This is a genomic window from Mesorhizobium sp. M1163, from assembly GCF_040318415.1.
Taxonomy (GTDB): domain Bacteria; phylum Pseudomonadota; class Alphaproteobacteria; order Rhizobiales; family Rhizobiaceae; genus Mesorhizobium.
In genome coordinates this window covers 1-19835 of the sequence record NZ_JAMYMF010000024.1, presented here as the reverse complement: position 1 = coordinate 19835, position 19835 = coordinate 1, and the positions used below count along the sequence as shown (strand labels likewise).

Sequence of the window (19835 nt, the reverse complement as noted above, 5' to 3'; positions counted from 1 at the left end):
TCTTAAGGCGAATGTGACACTGCTGGGTTCCCCAGGGTTGGGATCCAGGCGTGAATCTGAGACGAAAAAACGAGATTCCGGTCGACGTTTACATTCCGTTCGTGGAAACCCTGTTTCGCGACGGCGTTACGCTTTCGATCGGCATTGTCGCGCAGACCTTCCTGATCGGCCTTGTCTGGTGGAAAAGCGGCGACCCGCTTTATCTGCTTGTCGCGATCGCGATGGTTCTCGTCGGCATCTTCCGTATGAGAAACTTCCGCAAATACAACAGCTTGCCCCCGCCGGCGACCTGGGAAGAGGCGCACAAGCGCGAGAACGACTACATCCTCTATGGCTCCTTGCACGGGCTCACGCTTGGCGCCTTCTGCCTGCTTGGCATCTATTTTGCGCGCGACAATTTCGCTGAGATCGCCTCCGTCTGCCTGACGCTGGCCACGGCCACCTCCATTGCCGGGCGCAACTATGGCTCCCCGCGCATGGTCACCATCCTGACGCTTGCCTTGACGTGGCCGATCTCGTTGGGGTTCCTTTTACGTGGCGATATCTACCACATCCTTCTCGGGCTCCTGTCCGCCCCATTCCTGTTTGCTATTCGCAAATTCGCCGACACGGTCCGCGACGTGCTTTTTGCCGCCGTCTCGGAGGAAAAAAAGGCGAACCGCATCGCACAGCGTTTCAACCGCGCCCTCAACACCATGTCGCATGGTCTTGTCATGCTCGGTCCGGACGGCCGGGTAGCGGTGGCCAATGCCGAAGCCGCGCACCTGATGTCGCTCAAATCGCCGGATGCCTTGCTCGGACGGTCGATCCACGGTCTGCTGATGCGCGGCGTTGCCGGCGGCATGCTGGCGCCGAAGGATTGCCGCTACATCGAAGCCCAACTGACGCGCGCCCTGCGCGAGGGCCGCGACCGCAAGGTTCTGGTCTCGCTCGCCAACGGCCAGCACTATGAATTTTCTGCCCGGGAAGGCAGCCAGGAACTGGGCGTCATCACTTTCGAGGATGTGACCGCCCGCGTCGAGGCGGAGGACAAGATCCGCTTCATGGCGCGCTACGACAGTCTCACCGGTCTGCCCAATCGCGCCTATTTCCATGAGCTGGTCGTGGAGGCCATGGCCTCGGGCGATCCGGACCGTCTCTGCGGGCTGGTCGTGCTCGACCTCGACGATTTCAAGAGCGTAAATGATACGCTCGGCCATCCGGTCGGTGACGGTTTGATCTACGCCGTCGCTGAGCGGCTGGCCGCGATCGCCGGGCCAGGTATCACCGTCAGCCGCTTCGGCGGCGACGAGTTCATGATCTTCTTCGAACGCATCGAAGATGAAAGCCATCTGACCGGCCAGGTTGATGAGATCTTTGTCAATCTACAGGGCGAGGTCGATGTCGCCGGCCACGGATTGCGCATCCAGGCCAGCGGAGGTGCGGCGCTCTCGCGGGTCAGGGATACCGACGTCGATGCCATGATCGTCAAGGCCGACCTTGCACTCTACAAGGCAAAGGAGCTTGGCAAGAACGGCTGGCGGCTGTTCGAGGCCTCCATGGACGCTGCCTTCCGCAGCCGCCAGCTGATGAAGGCGGATCTGCGCAGTGCGGTGGAAAACAAGGAGCTGCGAGTCGTCTACCAGCCGATCGTCGCGATGAACACGATGCGGATCGCCAGTTGCGAGGCGCTGTGCCGCTGGGATCATCCCGACCTCGGGCCGATCTCCCCCGGTATCTTCATTCCTCTTGCGGAGGAAATGGGCATCATTTCCGACATCAGCACTTTCGTCCTGCATGCGGCCTGCACGGAATGCGCCAAATGGCCGGCCCAGACCAGCGTGTCGGTCAATCTCTCGGCCAAGGATTTCCGCAATCGTGATGTCATCCAGAAGGTTCGCGATGCGCTGGCCGGTTCCGGTCTGCCGGCCGACCGCCTCGAGATCGAGGTCACCGAGACGGCGCTGCTCGATGACAAGTCGCTGACACGCCAATATATCGAGGAATTGAAGCGGCTCGGCGTTCGCATCGCGCTCGACGATTTCGGTACCGGTTATTCGAGCCTGAGCTATCTCCACAAACTGCCGCTCGACAAGATCAAGATCGATCGCTCGTTCCTGATCGACGTTACCCAGAACAGCCGGTCGCTCGAATTGCTCAAGGGCATCGTCAACCTGTCACGGCCGCTGGGACTTTCGGTTACCGTCGAAGGTGTCGAGACCTTCGAACAGCTCAAGATCCTAGCATTGCAGGTCAAGCCGGACCTGGTCCAGGGCTTTCTGTTCGGGTCGGCACTCAGCGCGTCCGGCATCGAGACGATGTCAAGCACCGTCTGGCCATTCGCCAAAGACATCCAGACCGCAAGGAAGGCGCCGCGGCGCTGATTTGCGCTGAAAACCGCGTATTTTAGTATAATTTTATTAATTGTTAACCTTAACGAGCGGTAAACGAGCTCGTACTTATTTTCATCTTTACATCTCATGACCCGTCCGTAGTGTCGGCTGGTGGCGGTAATCGCGGGGAATAGAGTTCATGTGTGCCCAGTTGAGTTCGCTCGGCCATGCGGCGAGCGCGGGCGGTGAAAATTCGTCCGAAACTATGTCTAGTTTCGCCAGGAATGTTTCGGCGATGCTGGAGCGGACGGAATACCGCCGTTGCGACAAGGGCGAGGATCTCGAGGACATCTATCGCCTGCGCTACAAGTCGTACCGTTCCAACGATATGGTTCCCGATAACGAGAACCACACCATTCACGACGAACTCGACGAGGTGCCTAACGTCTTCCGGTTCGGTGTCTACATCGACCAGGAACTCGTCAGCACACTGCGTATTCATCACGTAACGCTGTCGACGCCAAGATCGCCTTCCACCAAAGCTTTCGGTGACATCGTCATGCCGATGCTCGAGGAGGGCATGAGCTTCGTCTGCCCCAGTCGGTTCGCCTCCGACCCGGAATGGTCGCGCGTCTATCCGCAAATACCCTATCTCACGCTGCGGCTCGCCGGCATGGCATGTTTTCACTTCAACGCGCCCTATTGCCTTTCGACCATCCGCGAGGATCACGCCGGCTTCTACAAGCGGATCTACTACGCCGAGAAGATCAGTGAGCCTCGTGCCTATCCTGGCGTCTATAACAAGGTCGTGCTCTACCGTGCTGATGTTGGCGCTATTCGCGAACGGTCGCTGTCGCGCTTTCCATTCTTCCGTTCGACGCCAATGGAGCAGCGTATGTTATTCAATGCGCCCGGTGCCGGCGAACTCGCTCCGCTGACCATCCTGCCTACCGCCAAGTATTTTCGCGAAGCCGCCTGAACGAGCCCATGGAGCCTTCCGGTAGCTTCGGCGTTCTGGGCAAGGTGCTGGTGGTAGGCTGGCATCCGCCAAGCATCGCTTCGATAGCGATCCGATCCAAGGAACCGATATGACCATTTCGACACTCGCCCTTACCCCGCTTATCTCGCTGATTGCAGGCGTGCTGATCCTGGTGATGCCGCGGCTGCTCAATTATATCGTCGCCCTTTATCTGATCGTTGTCGGCCTGCTCGGGCTGTTCCCGCATCTCGCCAGCTAACGACATCGGCAATAGCGGACCTGCCATCCATTGTGATTGGTATCGCCGCGCTCCGACCCGCCTCGTTTCAGGGGTTGGGTCAGTCATAGCCGCTGCGCACGTTGCGGCACATCATTGACGCAGCGATTTCAAGTTTCGCTTGAGACTGTTGGCTGCGGCGCTGCGGCGATGCGGCAATAGCGCCATTGCCCTTAACGCGGCTTTTCGCTATGTGCCTGAAAGATGTCTTCGAAGGGGTATTCCTATGGCTGAACACACGCCGACCGGTCCTGTCGAACTGGGCGCGAAGATGGACTATGCCGAGCACGACCGCACCTATGCCGGCTTCCTGATGCTGGCCAAATACGGGTCGCTGTTTTGCGCCGCAGTGCTTCTGGCCATGGCGTTCGGCTTCTTTGTGGGCGGCTTCTTCTCGGGGACCATCCTGTTCGTTCTGATCCTGGCCGTCGGCGCCTTTATTCTCCGATAACTCCTCCAATTTTTGTCGAGGACGCCGCCGGGGGCCGGCCGGCGTCTTGCGGTAACGGGTTGCGGCCGAAAGGATCATGCGGTGGGACAGACGGTTTTCATCCCTCGTGAGCTCGACGCGAACGAGCCGCGCGTCGCGGCCTCGCCCGACACGGTGAAGCGGCTGGCGGCGCTGGGTTTCGACGTGGTCGTCGAAGCTGGCGCCGGCGCGGCGTCGCGCATTCCCGACGAGGAGTTTGCCAAGGCCGGCGCCGCGATCGGCAAGGCCGGCGATGTTTCCAGGGCTGATGTCGTGCTGAAGGTGCGCCGGCCGAGCGATGCCGAGCTGAAAGTCTATCGGCCGGGCACTGCCGTGATCGCCATCATGGATCCCTATGGCAACGATGCCGGCGTCGCCGCGTTGGCCAGGGCCGGTGCTACTGCTTTTTCCATGGAGTTCATGCCGCGCATCACCCGCGCCCAGTCGATGGACGTTCTATCCAGCCAGGCGAACCTCGCCGGCTATCAGGCGGTGATCGACGCGGCTGCCGAATATGACCGGGCGTTGCCGATGATGATGACGGCGGCTGGCACGGTACCGGCGGCGAAGGCCTTCATCATGGGCGTCGGCGTCGCCGGTCTGCAGGCCATCGCCACCGCGCGCCGCCTCGGCGCCGTGGTCACCGCCACCGATGTGCGCCCGGCTGCCAAGGAGCAGGTTGCTTCGCTCGGCGCAAAGTTCCTGGCGGTCGAGGACGAGGAATTCAAGGCGGCCGAGACGGCCGGCGGCTACGCCAAGGAAATGTCGAAGGAGTATCAGGCCAAGCAGGCGGCGCTGACCGCCGAGCACATCGCCAAGCAGGACATCGTCATCACCACGGCGCTCATCCCCGGCCGGCCAGCGCCGAAGCTGGTTTCGGCGGCGATGGTCGCCTCGATGAAACCCGGCTCGGTGATCGTCGACCTTGCGGTCGAGCGTGGCGGCAACGTCGAGGGCGCCGTTCCGGGGCAGGTGGTGACCACCGCCAACGGGGTAAAGATCGTCGGCCATCTCAACGTTCCCGGTCGCGTCGCCGCCTCCGCCTCGCTGCTCTATGCGAGAAACCTCTATGCCTTCCTCGAGACGCTGGTTGACAAGGCGACGAAGACGCTTGCCATCAACCGCGACGACGAGCTGGTCAAGGCAACCATGCTGACCGATGCCGGCAAGGTCGTGCATCCCGCCTTCGTCAGGGCTGAGCAGGAGCCGCCAAAGGGCCAACATGTCGAACCGCCGGCCATTCCGGCCAAGACGATGGTTGCCGAGGCTTCGGCGAAGCCGGCTGCGAAGAGGCCGGCCGCTTCGAGGAAGCCCAAGACCACCGGAGGGATCGCGTGATGGATCAGACCCTGCAGAAAGCCCTCGACCAGCTCGACCAGGCCACAGCTGCCGTCCGCCTTGCGGTACAGAACCTGGCCACCGCGCCCGGCACCGAGGCCGCTGGTGACGCCGCGCACGCGCTGTCCGGCGGCGCGATCGATCCCTTCGTCTTCCGCTTCGCCATCTTCGTGCTGGCGATCTTCGTCGGCTACTACGTCGTCTGGTCGGTCACGCCGGCGCTGCACACGCCATTAATGGCGGTCACCAACGCCATTTCCTCCGTCATCGTCGTCGGCGCGTTGCTTGCCGTCGGCATCTCGGCCTCGGGCATCGCCACCGGCTTCGGCTTTGTTGCGCTGATGCTGGTATCGGTCAACATCTTCGGCGGCTTCCTCGTCACCCAGCGCATGCTGGCCATGTACAAGAAGAAGGAAAAGTAGGCCGCTATGAACGCCAACTTCGCCTCCTTCCTCTATCTGGTCTCCGGCATCCTGTTCATCCTGGCATTGCGCGGCCTGTCGCATCCGACCACCAGCCGCCAGGGCAACATGTACGGCATGATCGGCATGGGCATCGCCATTGTCACGACGCTGGCGCTGGCCACCCCTTCCGCCGGCCGCTTTGCGCTGATCGTGCTCGGCCTCGCCATCGGCGGCTCGGTCGGTGCGGTCACGGCACGGCGCATTGCCATGACCTCGATGCCGCAGCTGGTCGCCGCCTTCCACTCGCTGGTCGGTCTTGCCGCGGTCATGGTGGCGGCCGCCGCCATCTATGCGCCGGAAAGTTTCGGCATCGGCACCGTCGCCGATATCCATGCCCAGGCGCTGATCGAGATGAGCCTCGGCGTTGCCATCGGCGCCATCACCTTCACCGGCTCGGTCATCGCCTTCTTGAAGCTCGACGGCCGCATGTCGGGCAAGCCGATCATGATCGGCGGCCGTCACTTCATCAACGCAGCCCTGGGCATAGCGCTCATTGTGCTGATCATGCTGCTCGTCACCACCGAGTCCAAGCTGGTGTTCTGGCTGATCGTTGCCGCCTCGCTCGTGCTCGGCGTCCTTCTCATCATCCCGATCGGCGGCGCCGACATGCCGGTGGTCGTATCGATGCTCAATTCCTATTCGGGCTGGGCAGCGGCGGCACTCGGTTTCACGCTCGGCAATCTGGCGCTGATCATCACCGGCGCGCTGGTCGGCTCATCGGGCGCCATCCTGTCCTACATCATGTGCAAAGGCATGAACCGAAGCTTCATCTCGGTCATCCTCGGCGGCTTCGGCGGCGAGACATCAGCCGCTGCCGACGACGGCATCGAGCGCACCGTCAAGCAGGGCTCTGCCGAGGATGCCGCCTATCTGATGATGAATGCGCAAAAGGTCATCATCGTGCCGGGTTACGGCATGGCCGTCGCCCAGGCGCAGCACGCGCTGCGCGAAATGGCCGACAAGCTCAAGGCCAACGGCGTCGACGTCAAATACGCCATCCATCCGGTGGCCGGCCGCATGCCCGGCCACATGAATGTGCTCTTGGCGGAAGCCAACGTGCCTTACGACGAAGTGTTCGAGCTGGAGGACATCAACTCTGAGTTCGCGCAGGCCGATGTCGCCTATGTCATCGGCGCCAACGACGTCACCAATCCGTCCGCCCGCGACGACAAATCGTCGCCGATCTATGGCATGCCGATCCTCGACGTCGACAAGGCGCGCACCTGCCTGTTCGTCAAGCGCTCGCTCGGGTCCGGCTATGCCGGCATCGACAACACGCTGTTCTACAAGGACGGCACCATGATGCTGCTCGGCGACGCCAAGAAGATGACCGAGGAGATCGTCAAGGCGATTGATCACTGAAACGGCGTCGTTGCCAACTCACTGCCGGTCGTCGAAATACAGCCCTGGCTCCGCGCCGGGCTTTTTCTTGGCTGTTACCGGTTCTGAAGCTACGATAGCGACCCGTCGTCTTGTCTAACGGCGTCATCGGTGGAGGTGCTGGTGCCCGACCCTGGTTCTGCCGCGTCGCCGGCCGCCGATCTGACCGCAGCAGAGAAGGTGCCGCGCAAGCGCAGCCAGGCGGTGGTGGTCGTGCACGGTATGGGCGAACAGCGGCCCATGGACACGTTGAGGGGATTTGTCCAGGCCGTTTGGAGCCACGATCCGGCCCGTGCTCCGTTCTATGCCCATGTCGCTGATCCGGCCGACCCAATGGGTGCGAAGATCAACCAGAGCTGGATCACGCCCGACAGCCGGACCAATTCGCACGAGCTTCGCCGGATCACCACACCGTATGATGTCGATGGCCGCCGCACCGATTTCTACGAGCTTTACTGGGCCGACATCACCCAGGGCACGACCCGGAGCCGCCTTGCTGCCTGGGTGACGACCCTGCTCTGGCGCAAGCCCGCCGATATTCCGCGCGATGTGCGCAAACTCTATGTCGTCACGCTTTTGGCCACCATCGTCGTCCTTGGCGCGGCGCTGGCGCTCGCAACGTCGGCCTGGCAAGGCTATATCTCCTGGACGACCGGCGTGCTTGTCACCGTCCTGGCGTCGTTCGTTATCTGGTCGGTGGACCAGTTTGGCCTGCCCTATTTCGGCGATGTCGCCGCCTATGTGCGGGCCGAAGCGGCGACGGTCGAGAAGCGCGCGCTGGTCCGCGAGCGTGGCCTCAAGCTGCTGAAGCGCCTTATGGTGGACGACGCCTACGACCGCATCGTGCTGGTCTCGCACAGCCTGGGGTCGATCATAGCCTATGATCTGTTGCAGATATTGTGGGCCGATTTCAGGCCTCGAAAGCTGGAAGCCATTCGCGACAGAGCGAGGCTGAAGGCGATCCACGCCGTCGATAAGGCGACGCTGGCCGCCGATGCTTCCGCCTGGCCCGACCGCCTCGATGACCTCCCCACATTCCGGCGCGGCCAATGGGAACTCTACCGGCAGCTTCGCGACAGTGACGCCGATCATCCGCTGCCGTGGAAGATCAGCGATTTCGTCACGCTCGGCAGTCCGCTGACCCACAGCGAGTTTCTGGTGACCTACAATCTTGCCGAGTTCAGGCGCGGCATCGCCGAGCGGCTGTTCTCGGCATGCCCGCCGATCGCCGACAGGGCGGCGGGCGGGACTATGCTCTATCAGGAAGGCCGCAGCCATTCGGGCAAGCCACAGCGGGCGGTGCATCATGGCGCGATGTTTGCCGCGATGCGCTGGACCAACATTTTCGACAGAGGCAATGGCTGGTTGACCGGCGACCCGATCTCCGGGCCGATGACGGAGAACTTTGGTCCGGGCGTGGAAAACATCCAGGTCGAGCTGCGCGGCTCGCTCGGCCGCGTCTTCACACACACGCTCTACTGGTCGTTGACGGCGAGCGGCGTCGAGGCCAACGCACCGTCCGGCGTGCCGCGCTCGCACCTTGCCGTGCTGCGCGATGCGGTCGATCTCGGCCGCAAGCTGGGGGACTGAGCTGTCGGTGGCGAGCAACGCACGACAATGCTGCGCCGACAGCTCAAAGCAAGGTCCGCTTCGGGGTAATCTTCGAAGCGGACCGAGTTCGCTTAGGCGCCGATCAACGATTGGTCAGGAAAATCGCTTCCTCGTCGTCGCGCTGCCTGCCGCCAAGTGCTGCAGCCGCACTGGCAATGAAAGCCCCGACGACCAGCGACAGCGCGCCAATCAGTGAGAAGGTGGCGCCTGCCTTTCTGGCGGTGTCGGCCGCCTGCTGGGCCTTGACCTTGGCCTCCTGCGCTTTGGCGATTACCGCATCGACGCGAGCGGTGGCATCGGCTTCGGACAGGCCTGTGCGGGCGGCCACCAGCCGCGACAGATAGGTCTTGTCGTCGGCCGATATTTCGCCTGCTGCGGCACTCGCGATCAGAATGCGCGATGCCTGCGCCGTTGCCGCGGCGTCGCTCTCCGGATTGGCGGCAGCGAGCCTTGCCGGATCGGCCGGGCGGAACAGCGTATCGACGAAATACGATGTGGCGTTGTCAGTCGAGGCGCCACCAGCGTTTGCAGCAGCACCTGCCGAAGCGCCCATTGCCGCGCCGGATGCCACAGTCGAAGCGGCCTGGACACCGGTACCTATCGCGGCCGAAAGCGCCGTGCCGAGCACGCCGGCGACGAGCAGCGTCGCCAGCGCCCAGGCCAGGAAGCCGTGAGCGGTATCGCGGAAGAAGACTTCATCGGTGTGGATACCAACCCATTTGGTGCGCAGGCGCCCGGCAAGGTAGCCGCCGAGGGCCGATGACAGCCACTGCACAATGATCAGCCAGACGGCGGTGGAAACGGCGAAAGTGGTGACTGACGCACCCGAGCCGGACCATGGCGACACCATACTCAGCCCAAGCCCGGACCCGAGCAGCATCAAAATGAAGGTAAGTGTCGACGCAGCAAAGGCGCCGGCGACGATTGGTCCCCAGCTGACGGCGGGGGATGAGGATTCCGTCGGTGCGGAAACCTCGGTAGTCGTTAGGGTGGACGGCATGGAAGCCTCCTACCTTGCAAAAAGCAGAATCAGAATAATGATCGGAATCGGGACTCCGAGAAGCCAGAGCAAAATGCCACGTCCCATGAATGCCTCCTGCGGCGATTGTGATCAACTACAATGCCTTGAAAGACTTTCCGTTCCGGGAGATCCTCGGTGATCTTTGTTGCGGTGCAGCAGTCGGCGTCGGTGCGCCAAGATGCACCAATGCACTTCATGCCTGCAGGCTGGGTATTCTGGATGGCGGCTCAGATGTCCAGATTGGCGACCGACAGCGCGTTTTCCTGGATGAATTCGCGCCTTGGCTCAACCTCGTCGCCCATCAGTCGCGAAAACAGTGAGTCCGCGTCAGTCGCGTCATTGACCTTGACCTGTAAAAGCGAGCGCACATTCGGGTCGAGCGTCGTTTCCCAGAGCTGCTCGGCGTTCATTTCGCCAAGGCCCTTGTAGCGCTGCATGGTCAGACCCTTGCGGCCGGTGGCAAACACGGCATTGAGCAGTGCCAGCGGCCCCGAAATTGTTTCGGAGACATCCTTGCGGCGCAGCACCGGCGGCTCGCCATAGATTTCTGCCAGGCGCGGCGCATAGCGGTCGAGCTGGCGTGCGTCGGCGGAATTGATCAGCGCCAGGTCGAGATGCGCGAACTCCTTGACGCTGCGCACCGTGCGCTCGAATACATAGCCGCCGACGCCCTCGTTGGAGGTCGACATGCGGCCTGTCCAGCCGCGCTCGGTGTCCTCGGCGATAATGTCGAGACGGCGGGCAACGCGCTCGGCCATCTCGTTGGCGCGACCGAGGTCGGTGAAGATTTCGGGGTTGAGCGCGCCGGCAATCGCTGCCTGCTCCACCACGCCACTGTTGTAGCGCGTATGCAATCCGTTGATGAGTTGGCGGACAGCCAGGGCATCGTCGATGGCGCTGCGCAGATCGTGTCCGGCCCGCACCTCGCCCGTGCTGAGCGCAAGCGACGCTTCTTCCAGCCCCGAGCCGATCAGGAATTCCTCGAAGGCGGCTTCATCCTTGATATATTGCGAGCTCTTCCCTCGTGTCACCTTATAGAGCGGCGGCTGCGCGATATATAGATGACCGCGTTCGATCAGTTCCGGCATCTGGCGGAAGAAGAAGGTCAGCAGCAAGGTGCGGATGTGGGCGCCGTCGACGTCGGCGTCGGTCATCAGGATGATCTTGTGGTAGCGCAGCTTGTCGGCATTGAACTCATCCTTGCCGATCGAGGTGCCGAGCGCAGTGATCAGCGTGCCGATCATGTCGGAGCCGAGCATGCGGTCGAAGCGGGCGCGCTCGACATTGAGGATCTTGCCGCGCAGAGGAAGAATGGCCTGGTTCTGGCGCGAACGGCCGCCCTTGGCCGAGCCGCCGGCGCTGTCGCCCTCGACGATGAAGATCTCGGATTTCGCCGGATCGCGCTCCTGGCAATCGGCCAGCTTGCCGGGCAGCGAGGTGACGCCGAGCGAGCTCTTGCGGGTGATGTCGCGTGCCTTGCGCGCGGCTTCACGCGCGGCAGCGGCCTGGATGACCTTCTCGATGACCGCCTTGCCCTCGGTCGGGTGCTCCTCGAGCCAGGTGCCGAGCGCCTCGTTGACGAGCCCTTCGACCACCGGGCGAACCTCGGACGACACCAGCTTGTCCTTGGTCTGCGAGGAGAATTTCGGGTCGGGAACCTTGACCGACAGCACCGCGGTCAGGCCTTCGCGGCAATCGTCGCCGATCAGCGCCACTTTTTCCTTCTTGGTCAGGCCCGAGGAGTCGCCATAGCCGGTTATCTGGCGTGTCAGCGCACCCCGGAAACCGGCGAGATGCGTGCCGCCGTCACGTTGCGGGATGTTGTTGGTGAAGGCCAGCACGTTCTCGTGGTAGCTGTCGTTCCACCACATGGCGACTTCGACGGTGATGCCGTCGCGCTCGGCGCGGATCGAAATCGGCTTGTCGAGCAACGGCTTCTTCGTTCGGTCGAGATATCGGACGAACTCTTCCAGCCCGCCATCATAGTGCAGTTCATGGCGCACGATGTCGGCATGGCGGGCATCGGTCAAAACGATGCGCACGCCGGAGTTCAGGAAGGCGAGCTCGCGCAGCCGGTGCTCCAGCGTACCATAGTCGAACTCGACCATGGTGAAGGTCTCGGACGACGGCAAGAACGTGATTTCGCTGCCGCTGCGCCCTTCATAGGTGCCGGGGACCTTGTCTTGTTCATAACTGCCGGTGATGCGCAGCGGCGCGTCGGCATCGCCATGCGTGAAGCTCATCTCGTAGATCTGGCCGTTGCGACGGATCTTCAGTTTCAGCCAGGCCGACAGTGCGTTGACGACCGACACGCCGACGCCGTGCAGGCCGCCCGACACCTTGTAGGAGTTCTGGTCGAACTTGCCGCCGGCATGCAGCTGCGTCATGATCACTTCGGCCGCCGAAATGCCTTCGCCGGTGTGGATATCGGTCGGAATGCCGCGGCCATTGTCGATGACCGTCACCGAGCCGTCCGGATTGAGCGTCACCGTCACCAGGTCGGCATGGCCCGCCAGTGCTTCGTCGATGGCGTTGTCGACCACCTCATAAACCATGTGGTGCAGGCCCGAGCCGTCGTCGGTGTCGCCGATATACATGCCCGGCCGCTTGCGAACGGCGTCCAAGCCCTTCAAAACCTTGATGGAATCGGCGCCGTATTCGGCTTCAACGCCGTTGGCGATGTCGGTGTGGTCGCTCATGAAAACCTGTCTGATTGGTGCCGTGTGCAGAGCGCGAAAAATCGGCGTCGAATCGCGCATTCCTAATGTCGTAGATATAGGCGCAAAAGGCGGTTTTTCCAAGGTTTGCAGGCATTTCCGAACGGAATGACCGTCGCGTGAACCCGCTACCGGCGCCTGGCTTCGATCCTGGCCAGCCGCTCACGCAAAAACTTGATCATGAACTTGTATCGCGGCGCCAGCCGACCGGTCCGGTCGAGCTCCAGCGTCATGTCGAGTGCCTTGGAAAGGACGGCTTTCGGGTCCTTTGCGACTTGGGCGTAGTCGATATAGGCAACCACCAGGTCGCGCTGCCAGGTGGCGTTGTCCGGATCTGACTGGGCAAGTTTCTCGCGAATGGCAAGGCTGTCCTGAAGGGCTTGCCGGGCTCCCCTGACGTCGCGCTGCCTGAGGCGGAGCGTGGCGACTTCGGACAGCGTTATCGACAAGTCCCGCTGCCAGTCGGAATTGGCGGAATCGAGCTTCGCCAGCCTCTCCGCAATCGCGTAGCTGTCCAGATAGGCTTTCAGTGCGCCTTTGTGGTCGCCCTGTATCGCCAGGACGCCGGCGACCTTCTCGAGGCACACGGACAGGTCGCGCTGCCAATCGGTGTTGTTCGGGTCGCCGGCGGCGAGCGCGCTGGCTTGCGAGAGTGCCTGACGATAAGCCGAAAGTGCCGCCGGCCAATTCTGCTGGTCGCTCAGCGCGTTGCCGACCTTGGCGTTGCCGACGGACAGGTCGCGTTTCAGCTCGGTGTCGTCCGGATCGCGTTTCGCCAGTTGCTTGACGATCGCCAGGCCTTCCTTGTAGGCCGTCAGCGCCCCAGCGGCGTCGCCGCGTTCGCGCAGCAGGTCGCCTATCGTATCGTGGCTGACCGAGACGTCACGCTGCCGATCGGCGTCTCCCGGTCTGTCCGCCGCCAGCGCCAGCCGCACCTTCAGGCTCTCTTGATAGGCCGCCTGTGCGTTGTCCAGTTGACCTGCGACATGGGCAAGGTGGCCGATCTCATCATAGGTGATGGTCAGGTCGCGCTGCAGTTCGGCACGGTCGGGCTCTCCGGCAGCGAGCTGTTTCTTGATCGACAGGCTTTCCTGATAGACCTGTGCGGCGCCGGCCAGATCACCTTGCGTCGCCAGCACGTTACCGATCTTGTCGTCGGTCATGGCGAGGTCGCCGAACCACTCCAGATTGTCCGGCTCTGCCTCGGTCAGGTCCTGCAGAATGGTCTTGGCCGTTTCATAGTTTTGCAGCGCTGCCGGCAGATTGCCTTGCGCCATCCGCACGTTGCCGAGCTTGACGTGGCTGACGGCGAAGTCGCGCTTCACGTTGGGATCGGTTTCGTGGCGCGACCGCCGCTCGAGATCGGCTTGCAGCGCCTCGAAGGCGCGGCCAGCAGCATCGATGTTGCCGACCGTGGTATAGAGCTTGCCGAGCTCGTCCAGCGTGCGGATGAAGCGGTCGGCGTCGTCGAGCGACAGCACCACCTGTCCGGCTTCGCCATAAAGCGTGAGCACGGATTCATAATCCTTGATGGCTGTGGCGTAGTCGAGGTCGGCGCGCGCTGCCCCGCCGGACAAATAGTGCGTCGCGGCTTCGGAAAGCGTGCGACTGACGAAATTGGCCTTCAGCGCGTTGCGCGAGATATTGTCGATCTCGGCTGCTTCGGCAAGCTTTTTCCGCGCGGCATCGAACGCTCCCAGCGAAAGCTGCTCTTCCGCCTGCCGGCGCAACGCTGCCACTCTGAGATCGTCGGAGGAAAGCGTCTGCATTTCGCTCCGCACCTTGACGAAGGCGTCGGCTGCCTCACGCAGCCTGGCGTTCAGACTGTCCGCGGAGAGGCGGCCGGCATCGGAACTGATCAACGCGCCATAGAGCGGTGCCAGCGGCATGTCGGCGTCGCTGGCGATCTTTTCCACCTCGCCACGCATCGCGGGCGTCACCTCGGCCATGGCCAGCAACAAGCGTTCGCGCTCCGGCAGTTTCTCCTTGGCTGTCGTGGCAAAGAACAACTGCGGCAGGCCGCTCTCGACATAGGGCAATTGCCTGCCGCGCGAGAGATCGTAGACCTCCTGCTGCACGAGCGTCAGCACGGAGCGGATCTCAAGACCGTCGGTGCCGAGGTATTTCGTCAGCGCCGCGGTGAACGGCGAATTCTGGCCGGTCCCATCCGAGGCGGTCTCGCCGGGCGCCGCCGAGAAGGCAAACAGGATGTTTTCTGCCCGCCCGATGCGGCCAAGACCCGGCCTGACCTTGTCGCTGACCTCTTTTACCAGCGCCGTTGCGCCGCGGCCTTCGCCGCCCGTGGCAGCAAACGGATCGCTGCGGCAGGCATCGAGCACGATCAGTCCGACCTTGCTGGTGGCGGCGACGGCCGCGCGGATCTCCTCCAGCGGCAGGCTGGTCCCTTCCAGCGTAGCGAGCGACGACGCGTCTGCATCCACCGGCAGGAGCCGATTCTCGCCGGCGATCTCGACGCCGTGGCCGGAGAAGAACACCAGTGCCACGTCGGCGCCTTTAGCATCCTCGCGGAAATCGTCGAGCGCCCGGCGCATGCGCCGCAGGTCGCGGTTGGTTTCGAGGAAGACCTCGAAACCGAGCTTCCTCAGCACCGTTTCCATGACCTCGCCGTCATTGACGGGATTGGCGAGCGGCCGGATCAGCCGGTAGTCGTTCTCGGCGATGACCAGCGCAACGCGCCGCTCCGCCATGGCACCGGAGGCCGTCGAGAGGATCAGCAGCAAAGCAAACAGAAGACGCAAATCGAACCGCCCCGGCCCGGTCATTTCCCGGAGCATTCCATCTCTTTATGGCATGGGCAAGCCGCCCGTTCGTGTTGTTAGCCGGCCCTGCCGTCCGATCACATGGACGCCTGCCTTGCCAGCCACTACATTGAGGGGTCAGCGGAGCAAGCCATGGACAGTCAGCCCGTCCCCTTCGTCCCGCCGGCGCCGAAGCCGCGCACCGCGCCGCCTTCGACGCTGGAGATGATCCGCATCGTCTATCGCAATCCGCTCGAACTGTGGGGCGAGGCGACCTACAACGAGCCCTGGATTTCGGTGAACGGCGTCGGTGGGCCGCTGGTCATCGCCAACGATCCCGGCCTCATCCGCCATGTGCTGGTCGACAACGCCAAGAACTACAAGATGGCGACGGTGCGCCAGAAGATCCTGCGGCCGATCCTGCGCGACGGGCTGCTGACCGCCGAAGGCGAGGTGTGGCGGCGTTCGCGCAAGGCGATGGCGCCGGTATTCACGCCGCGTCACATTTTCGGTTTCGCCGAGCCGATGCTGAAACGCACGCTCGAATTCATCACCCGTTACGAGCAAGGTGGCACGTCGGATATCGCCCACGACATGACGCTGCTCACCTTCGACATCCTGGCTGAGACGCTGTTTTCGGGCGAGATATCGGGCGAGCCGGGCAGCTTCGCCAAGGAGATCGACCGCCTGTTCGAGACGATGGGCCGGGTCGATCCGCTCGATCTTTTGCGTGCGCCCGACTGGCTGCCGCGCCTGACGCGCATCCGCGGCCGCAAGACCATGGCCTACTTCCGCAAGATCGTAACCGACACGGTGCAGATGCGCGAGGCGCGGCTGAGGCGCGCTCCGGACACGGTGCCGCAGGATTTTCTCACGCTGCTGCTGAAGGCGGAGGGACCGGGCGGGCTGACCCGGGCCGAGGTCGAGGACAACATCATCACCTTCATCGGCGCCGGCCATGAGACTACAGCCAGGGCGCTCGGCTGGACGCTCTACTGCCTTGCCGAAGCGCCGTGGGAGCGCGAAAAGATCGAGCACGAGATCGATGCTGTGCTGGCGCGTGAGCCCGACCCGACGAAATGGCTCGACGCCATGCCGCTGACCCGTGCCGCCTTCGACGAGGCGCTCAGGCTCTATCCGCCGGCGCCGTCGATCAACCGCGAACCGATCGAACCCGAAACCTGGAACGGCCTCTATATACCGCGCCGCGCCGCGGTGCTGGTGATGCCGTGGGTCGTCCATCGCCACAGGAAATTATGGGACCGACCGGACGCTTTCATGCCGGAGCGCTTTCATCCGGGGAATCGCGAAAAGATCGACCGTTTCCAGTATTTGCCGTTCGGCGCCGGCCCCCGCGTCTGCATCGGTGCCAGCTTCGCCATGCAGGAGGCGATCATTGCGTTGGCGATCATGCTGTCGCGCTACCGCTTCGACACCACCGCGGAGACCCGCCCCTGGCCGGTGCAGAAGCTGACGACGCAACCGCAAGGCGGGCTGCCGATGCAAGTCACCCGGCGCGCCTCGTAAACGGCTGAACGTCCATTCGCGCCGGTACTATGCGGCGGACTTGCGTTGGAACTGGCCCGCGGCGCGGTAGCGCCAGAGATAGCTGGGCAGGATGGTTCCGATCGACCGTGGCTGGATTCCGAGGCCGGCGAGCGTCCTGTTGTCCTTGACGGCGGCATCCGACACGACATTGTGCTGGCGCAACAGCAGGACCTGGTCCTTGGTCAACAACGGATTGGGCAGCAGCCCGAGAATTGATGCCTGGAGGTTCGCCAGCCACCACGGCATAGGCAGCAAAAACCGCTTGCGTTCGATGATAACAAGCAATTCTTGCATGCATTCCTTGAAAGTGAGCACTTGCGGCCCGCCGAGCTCATAGATATGGCCGCCCTGGACCTTGCCGTCGACCGAGTGCGCCACCGCTTCGGCGACGTCGCCGACATAGACCGGCTGGAATCTCGTCTGACCGCCGCCGATCAGCGGCAGGACTGGGGAAAAGCGGGCCATGTTGGCAAAGCGGTTGAAGAAACCGTCCTCCGGCCCGAAATTGATCGATGGCCGCAGGATCACAGCGTCCTGGACCGTCTCAAGAACGGCCTTTTCGCCAAGCGCCTTGGTGCGCGCATAGTCCGATTGCGCGTGGAGATCCGCACCCAGAGCCGAGATATGGGTGACGCCGGCGCCGACGGCGCGCGCCGCTTCAGCGACAGCACGCGCGCCGAACTCGTGGACGGCAGTGAATTTCTGCCGGCCGGCCTCATGCGCGATCGCCACCAGATTGACGACATGGTCCGCGCCTTGCACGGCGCGGTCGACCGACCAGCGCACCCGGACATTGGCCTGCACCGGCTGGATCTGCCCGACATTGCCGAGCGGCTGCAGGTGGCCGGCGAGATCGGGCCGACGGCAGGCGACCCGGATGCGGTAGCCGCGCCTGGCCAGCGCCCGCACGACATGACGACCGACAAAGCCGGAGCCGCCGAAGACGACGACGAGCTTTGGGGTCTGCAGGATTTCGGTCATGGCTGGCTCCGGCGGGCTATCCACATGGGCTTGATTGAAGCCGTTTCATAGTCGGTTTCGCGCCAAAGGCAAAGGGCGACCATCGGTCGCCCGGCATTGTTGAAGCATGATTTCTGATATCCGTTCGAAATGGCAGTAAACGCCGCCGCCGCCCGGCTTTGCGGCAACTCCATTCGAAACAGGAACCTTTGTTCGGCCGGCGATTTTAGATGTATGGTTTGATTCCGAATGGAGGATATTGCCGATGACGACAAAACGCGTTGCGCTCTTCGCTCTGGCTTTCGCAGCAGGCTGCAGCATTGGTGCCTCGGCATTCGCGGCAAACCGGCATCACCACCAAGCTCAACCCGAACGCTACGTTCCGGCCAACGGAGACATCATCGACATTCTGTTCGGCGGCCCGCGCTACTATGACAACCACCTGTTCACGACGGCCGCCGAACCCTGCTCCTACAACAGGGTAGGACCGGACGCGAATGCGGCGAACGTCATCAACGATCATTATTGCGGGAAGTAGGCTCGCGCTGCCGGATCGGCCGGCCTCCTCAGCCGCTCATCGGACAAACGAATTTCTTCAGGACGAATAGCGCGCGGCGAATTCGGAAATGCGTTGCACCACGGCTTTCGGCGCGCTTATGCCGCGCGCCGCCGCCTTCTCCGCGGCCTCGGCCCGGGCAAGCCCCGGCACATGCACGCCATAGCGCCGCCGCAACCGGTCGAGCTGGTCCTTCATCCGTTTCTCGAAGTCCGGATCGAGCAGCTTGGGCTCGACGGCGAGCACGAACAGGCCGGTTCCCGGACTGTCCGGCCCGCCACTGAACCATGGCGCATCGAGGGACCAGTTGGCGCCCGACAGGCCCGCAGCCAGTACCTCGACCATCAGCGCGATGTTGGCGCCGCGCTGGCCGCCGAAGGCAAGCATGGCGCCTTTCATGGCGGCTGCCGGGTCCGTGGTTGGATTGCCGCTGGCGTCCAGTGCCCAGCCTTCGGGGATCTTCTTGCCATCCTCGGCGGCTTTGCGGATGTTGACGAAGGCGGTGGCGCTCGACGACTGGTCGATGACCAGCGGCGCCCCGTCCGCGGCGGGTGCGGCAAAGGACATCGGGTTGGTGCAGTAGACCGGCTTGACCGAGCCCGAGCCGGCAAGCACGGCCGGGCCGTTGGTCGCGGCGAACGACACCAATCCCTGCGCGGCCAGCCGTCCGGTGAAATAGCCGAGCGCGCCGCACGTATAGGCATTCTTCTGCGAAAAGATGGCAACGCCGAACAGCCGCGCCGCCTTGGCGAGGTCATCGATCGTGCGGTCGAAACCGGTATGCGCCAGTCCGCCGCGGGCATCGGAGAGATAAACCGCGAGCGCTGGCCTGGTGATGACAGGATCGGCATTGCCGTCGATACGGCCGGCTTCCAGCGCTTCGAGATAATCAATGAAATGCGACAGCCCGACGGTCGACAGTCCTTCAGCCTCGGCCGCGACGATCGAGGCAGCCAGTGACTGCGCCGCCTCTTCGTTGGCGCCGGCGCCAAGTGCGGCCATCCGGCACAGCCCTGTCGCCTGGTCGAGACTGAGTTGCATTGTAGCTGCCCTGAATTCGCGACTTTAACAGCTTTAGCCTAGCTTGCTCGGGATCCGCGCCTCGAGCCGGCGGAAGCCGAACACCAGGATACCGGTGATGGACATATAGACCAACGCCAGAAGCAGCAAGGGTTCGTAGGTGACGAAGAGATCCTGGCGCACCCGCGAGGCTACGGCATAGATGTCGACCATGGTTATCGTTGCCACCAGCGGTGTTGCTTTCAGCTGGAGAACGGTTTCACCCGCCAGCGTCGGCAGCGCCCGGCTGATCGCCTGCGGGAGCCATATTCGCCTGAAGATTTTCCAACGGCTCATGCCGAAAGCGCGGGCCGCCTCGAGTTGGCCATGCGGTACACCGGCGAAGGCGCCACGCTTCACTTCACCTTCATAGCCGGCATACGAG

General features: G+C 63.1%; 16 protein-coding genes. 10 read left to right on the top strand and 6 right to left on the bottom strand.

The features are described 5' to 3' along the window. The first annotated feature begins 50 nt into the window (after window positions 1-50). From NKH43_RS21955 to NKH43_RS21920, 8 genes are all read left to right on the top strand, one after another. Window positions 51-2363, top strand: coding sequence for a putative bifunctional diguanylate cyclase/phosphodiesterase (locus NKH43_RS21955; RefSeq protein WP_352859850.1), 2313 nt, complete (start codon window positions 51-53; stop codon window positions 2361-2363). Window positions 2364-2607: 244 nt separating this feature from the next. Next, the gene (locus NKH43_RS21950; RefSeq protein ID WP_245278538.1) at window positions 2608-3291 is read left to right on the top strand and encodes an N-acyl amino acid synthase FeeM domain-containing protein; all 684 of its coding nucleotides are present in this window, start codon (window positions 2608-2610) and stop codon (window positions 3289-3291) included. A 109-nt stretch (window positions 3292-3400) separates the two neighbouring features. Beyond that, the gene (locus NKH43_RS21945) at window positions 3401-3550 is read left to right on the top strand and encodes a DUF3096 domain-containing protein (protein WP_023718043.1); all 150 of its coding nucleotides are present in this window, start codon (window positions 3401-3403) and stop codon (window positions 3548-3550) included. Between the two features lie 244 nt (window positions 3551-3794). After that, complete coding sequence (locus tag NKH43_RS21940) at window positions 3795-4019, top strand: aa3-type cytochrome c oxidase subunit IV (RefSeq protein WP_023718042.1); 225 nt, start codon at window positions 3795-3797, stop codon at window positions 4017-4019. An 81-nt stretch (window positions 4020-4100) separates the two neighbouring features. Next, the gene (locus tag NKH43_RS21935) at window positions 4101-5375 is read left to right on the top strand and encodes a Re/Si-specific NAD(P)(+) transhydrogenase subunit alpha (protein ID WP_023718041.1); all 1275 of its coding nucleotides are present in this window, start codon (window positions 4101-4103) and stop codon (window positions 5373-5375) included. Continuing rightward, window positions 5375-5797, top strand: coding sequence for an NAD(P) transhydrogenase subunit alpha part 2 (locus tag NKH43_RS21930; RefSeq protein WP_036244434.1), 423 nt, complete (start codon window positions 5375-5377; stop codon window positions 5795-5797). The genes NKH43_RS21935 and NKH43_RS21930 overlap by 1 nt, the downstream gene beginning before the upstream one ends. A gap of 6 nt (window positions 5798-5803) precedes the next feature. After that, window positions 5804-7201, top strand: a complete 1398-nt coding sequence (locus NKH43_RS21925) for an NAD(P)(+) transhydrogenase (Re/Si-specific) subunit beta (RefSeq protein ID WP_023718039.1) — start codon at window positions 5804-5806, stop codon at window positions 7199-7201. 141 nt (window positions 7202-7342) lie between these two features. Next, window positions 7343-8809: a hypothetical protein gene (locus NKH43_RS21920; RefSeq protein ID WP_352859849.1), complete on the top strand. Its 1467-nt coding sequence runs from the start codon at window positions 7343-7345 to the stop codon at window positions 8807-8809. A 103-nt stretch (window positions 8810-8912) separates the two neighbouring features. Here NKH43_RS21920 and NKH43_RS21915 read toward each other — a convergent pair whose 3' ends face one another. From NKH43_RS21915 to NKH43_RS21905, 3 genes are all read right to left on the bottom strand, one after another. Next, window positions 8913-9830: a hypothetical protein gene (locus NKH43_RS21915; RefSeq protein WP_352859848.1), complete on the bottom strand. Its 918-nt coding sequence runs from the start codon at window positions 9828-9830 to the stop codon at window positions 8913-8915. Between the two features lie 248 nt (window positions 9831-10078). Then, window positions 10079-12550, bottom strand: coding sequence for a DNA topoisomerase (ATP-hydrolyzing) subunit B (gene gyrB / locus NKH43_RS21910; RefSeq protein WP_352859847.1), 2472 nt, complete (start codon window positions 12548-12550; stop codon window positions 10079-10081). A 146-nt stretch (window positions 12551-12696) separates the two neighbouring features. Next, window positions 12697-15363, bottom strand: a complete 2667-nt coding sequence (locus NKH43_RS21905; protein ID WP_352859846.1) for a caspase family protein — start codon at window positions 15361-15363, stop codon at window positions 12697-12699. A gap of 117 nt (window positions 15364-15480) precedes the next feature. Here NKH43_RS21905 and NKH43_RS21900 point away from each other — a divergent pair, with 117 nt between their 5' ends. Beyond that, on the top strand, window positions 15481-16854 hold the full coding sequence (locus tag NKH43_RS21900; protein WP_352859845.1) for a cytochrome P450: 1374 nt from the start codon (window positions 15481-15483) through the stop codon (window positions 16852-16854). A gap of 27 nt (window positions 16855-16881) precedes the next feature. Here the strand turns inward: NKH43_RS21900 and NKH43_RS21895 are convergent, their stop codons facing one another. Next, complete coding sequence (locus NKH43_RS21895) at window positions 16882-17856, bottom strand: complex I NDUFA9 subunit family protein (RefSeq protein WP_352859844.1); 975 nt, start codon at window positions 17854-17856, stop codon at window positions 16882-16884. Between the two features lie 244 nt (window positions 17857-18100). On the opposite strand from NKH43_RS21895, the gene NKH43_RS21890 reads away from it, so the two are divergent. Then, window positions 18101-18373 carry a hypothetical protein gene (locus NKH43_RS21890; protein ID WP_352859842.1) on the top strand — a complete coding sequence of 91 codons (273 nt, stop codon included), beginning with the start codon at window positions 18101-18103 and terminating at the stop codon, window positions 18371-18373. 57 nt (window positions 18374-18430) lie between these two features. On the opposite strand, the gene NKH43_RS21885 is transcribed toward NKH43_RS21890, so the two are convergent. Further along, window positions 18431-19432: an Ldh family oxidoreductase gene (locus NKH43_RS21885; protein WP_352859840.1), complete on the bottom strand. Its 1002-nt coding sequence runs from the start codon at window positions 19430-19432 to the stop codon at window positions 18431-18433. A 33-nt stretch (window positions 19433-19465) separates the two neighbouring features. Further along, window positions 19466-19835: ABC transporter permease subunit (locus NKH43_RS21880; RefSeq protein WP_352859839.1), on the bottom strand; the 370-nt coding region annotated here is incomplete at its 5' end.